At 73.3% G+C, this 3,352-nt stretch carries 2 protein-coding genes; one reads left to right on the top strand and one right to left on the bottom strand.

Annotated elements, in window-relative coordinates:
* Positions 1-272: 272 nt before the first annotated feature.
* Entirely contained in the window at positions 273-2,894 is a 2,622-nt protein-coding gene (locus FNQ90_RS16870; protein ID WP_323380016.1) for an endonuclease/exonuclease/phosphatase family protein, read from the top strand.
* Positions 2,895-2,961: 67 nt separating this feature from the next.
* On the opposite strand, the gene FNQ90_RS16865 is transcribed toward FNQ90_RS16870, so the two are convergent.
* Positions 2,962-3,282 carry a hypothetical protein gene (locus FNQ90_RS16865; RefSeq protein ID WP_182607142.1) on the bottom strand — a complete coding sequence of 107 codons (321 nt, stop codon included), beginning with the start codon at positions 3,280-3,282 and terminating at the stop codon, positions 2,962-2,964.
* Positions 3,283-3,352 lie beyond the last annotated feature (70 nt).

Below are 3,352 nucleotides of genomic sequence, written 5' to 3'. Positions count from 1 at the left end.
GGGAGACGCCGCCGGGGCTCCCCGTTCCCCACGCGCTCGATTCCCGTCCCCCGCAGGACACCTGACACACCGTTCGGCAAGTCACCCGTCGCGGGGATTTAACGTCCTCGCCCTTGTCATGTACGTCTCTACGCGCGTAGCTTGTGCGGCGCCGGATGTCCGCCGTCCGGCCACTCCCCCGCCCGGGCCACCGCACCGGCCGAGCCCGCGTGTCATCCCGCCGGCGCACCCCGCACCGACGGGTTCCCCCGCCTCGAGGAGACGGAACCACCGTGCCGAACCAGTCACCGAGCCGCGCGCGACGCGCCCCGCGCCATGCCCTGCGCCTGGTCACCACCGCCGCCGCGGCGTCGCTGGTGCTGACCCAACTCCCGCACGCCCTGGCGGCCGACACCACCGGCCCGGAGGCCGGGGGCACCGCCGTGATCGGCGAGGTCTACGGAGGCGGCGGCAACTCCGGCGCCACCCTGACCCGCGACTTCGTCGAACTGGGCAACCCCGGTGCCGACACCTTCGACCTGGCGGGCCACAGCGTCCAGTACCTGCCCGGCTCCCCCTCGGCCTCCTCCCGGTGGCAGGTCACCCCGCTGACCGGTGCCATCGAGCCGGGCGCCCGTCACCTCGTGGCGCAGGCCGCCGGCGCCGGGGGCACCGTCGAACTGCCGACCCCCGACACCACCGGTTCGATCAACATGAGCGCCACGACCGGCACCGTGGCCCTGGTCACCGGCACCACCGCGCTGACCTGCCTGACCGCCGCCGACTGCGCGGAGGACGAGCGGATCGTGGACCTGGTCGGCTACGGCACCGCCGTGGTCCGCGAGGGCTCCGGCCCGGCGGCGGGGGCGTCCAACACGGCCTCCGTCGCCCGGGACGGCGAGCTGACCGACACCGACGACAACGCCGCCGACCTGACCGCCGGCGCGCCGACCCCCGTCAACTCCGCCGGGGAGGGCCCGGCGACCGGCGGCGGGGACGACGAGGAGCCGCCCACCGAACCGGGCGACGTCCGGATCCGCGACATCCAGGGCGACACCCGGATCTCCCCCCTGGCGGGGACCACCGTCGCGGCCGTCCCCGGCGTGGTGACCGCCGTGAGCACCACAGGCTCGCGCGGGTTCTGGATCCAGGACCCCGAGCCCGACACCGACCCGCGCACCTCCGAGGGCGTCTTCGTCTACACCGGCTCGGCCGTCCCGACCGTCTCCCCGGGCGATTCCGTGCTGGTGGGCGGTCAGGTCACCGAGTACCGCCCGGCGAGCGCCACCCAGACCCTCACCGAGATCACCTCCCCGACGGTCACCGTGCTCTCCTCCGGGAACCCGCTTCCCGAGCCCGTGGTGCTCGACGCCGACTCGGTGCCGGGTCTGTACGCCCCCGACGCGGCCGGCGGGAGTGTCGAGGACCTGAAGCTGGAGCCGGAGACCTACGCGCTGGACCTGTACGAGTCGCTGGAGGGCATGCTCGTCGAGGTCTCCGACACCCGGATCGTCGGTCGAACCACCGAGTACGACGAGCTGTGGGTGACGGTCAAGCCCGAGGAGAACCCCTCGGTGCGCGGTGGCACCGTGTACGGCTCCTACGAGGAGCCCAACACCGGCCGCCTGAAGGTCATGTCGCTGGACCCCACCAACCCGCTGCCGGAGGCCAACGTCGGGGACGAGCTGACCGGCACCACCACCGGCCCGCTGGACTACGCCCGGTACGGCGGCTACACGCTGATGGCCTCCGAACTCGGCGAGCACGTGGACAACGGCCTGGAGCGCGAGGTCACCCGCCCGCAGGAGGAGCGGGAACTCGCGGTCGCCACCTACAACGTGGAGAACCTCTCCCCGCTGGACGACGCCGCCAAGTTCGCCCGTCTCGCCGAGGGCGTGGTGGTCAACCTGGCGACGCCCGACATCGTCACCCTGGAGGAGATCCAGGACAACACCGGCCCCACGGACGACGGGGTGACCGCCTCCGACGAGACGCTGCGGCTCTTCGTGGAGGCGATCGAGGCCGCCGGGGGCCCGGTCTACGAGTGGCGTTCCATCGATCCGGAGGACAAGCGGGACGGCGGGCAGCCGGGCGGCAACATCCGCAACGTGCTGCTCTTCAACCCCGAGCGGGTGGAGTTCGTGGACCGGCCGGGCGGTGACGCCACGACCCCGGTGGAGGTGGTCTCGGCGGACGGCGGCGTGGAGCTGTCCCTCTCGCCGGGGCGGATCGAGCCGAACGACTCGGCCTGGGCGAGCAGCCGCAAGCCGCTGGTCGGCGAGTTCCGGTTCCAGGGGCAGACCTTCTTCGTGGTCGCCAACCACTTCAACGCCAAGAGCGCCGACCAGCCGCTGCACGGCCGCAACCAGCCGCCGAACCGCACCTCCGAGGCGCAGCGGCACCGCCAGGCCGCCCTGGTGAACGGCTTCGTCCGGGACCTGCTGACGGTGGACCCCGACGCGAACGTGGTGGTCGCCGGTGACTTCAACGACTTCGAGTTCTCCGAGACCTGGTCGATCCTCACCTCCGGCGGGGCGCTGAACAACCTCATGCTGACGCTGCCGCCCGAGGAGCGCTACACCTACGTCTTCGACGGCAATTCGCAGACCCTGGACGGCATTCTCACCAGCCCGGCCATTCGCGGGTTCGACTACGAGCCGGTGCGGGTGAACGCCGAGTTCGCCGACCAGGCCAGCGACCACGACCCGCAGATCGTCCGTATCGACACCACCCGCAGCGGTGGCGGCGAGGGCGGGAACGACGGGGGCGACAACGGCGGCGGGGACGATGACGGCAAGGGGCCCGGGAAGGGTGACGGCAAGGGCAAGGAGAAGGCGAAGGAGATCGTGCGGGAGGTGATCCGCGGGGTCATCGATTTCCTGGAGAGGCTCTTCGGACGCCTGACCGGACGCTGATCCGCGGGACCGGATGAACCGGCCCGGTCCGCTCCCCCGGAGGGAGCGGACCGGGCCGTCGGCGTTCTCAGGCGGCGCGCGCCGTGACCAGGGAGACCACCGTGACGCCCCATCCCGCCACGGGGCGCGGCACCACGGCCCCCGCGGGACCGCGTCCGTCCGGCTCGGGGTCGTGGTCGGGGTCGGGTCGCCCCGTGCCGGGGAACGGCGAGGGTGTCCGCGTTCCCGTGGCCCGCTCGTCCGGCGGCACGGCGGGCACCACCCGCAGCGGCGCCGGGGCGGCGTGCCGATCCGTCCCGTCCCGGCGGGCCCCGCACGAGGGGGAGCCGCCCCGCAGGATGCGGAGACCGCCGGCTCGCGGCAGGGGGAACGCGCGGTCGATCGTCACGGGAAACCTCCTCATCGGCTCCGTCGGTCCCCGGAGCGAAGCGGACCGTGTGCCGGGAACGGGCGGGGGG

The organism is Streptomyces alkaliphilus, assembly GCF_014141535.1.
Classification (GTDB): Bacteria; Actinomycetota; Actinomycetes; order Streptomycetales; family Streptomycetaceae; genus Streptomyces; species Streptomyces alkaliphilus.
Note: the sequence above shows the minus strand (reverse complement) of the source record. Positions and strands in the feature narration are given on the sequence as shown.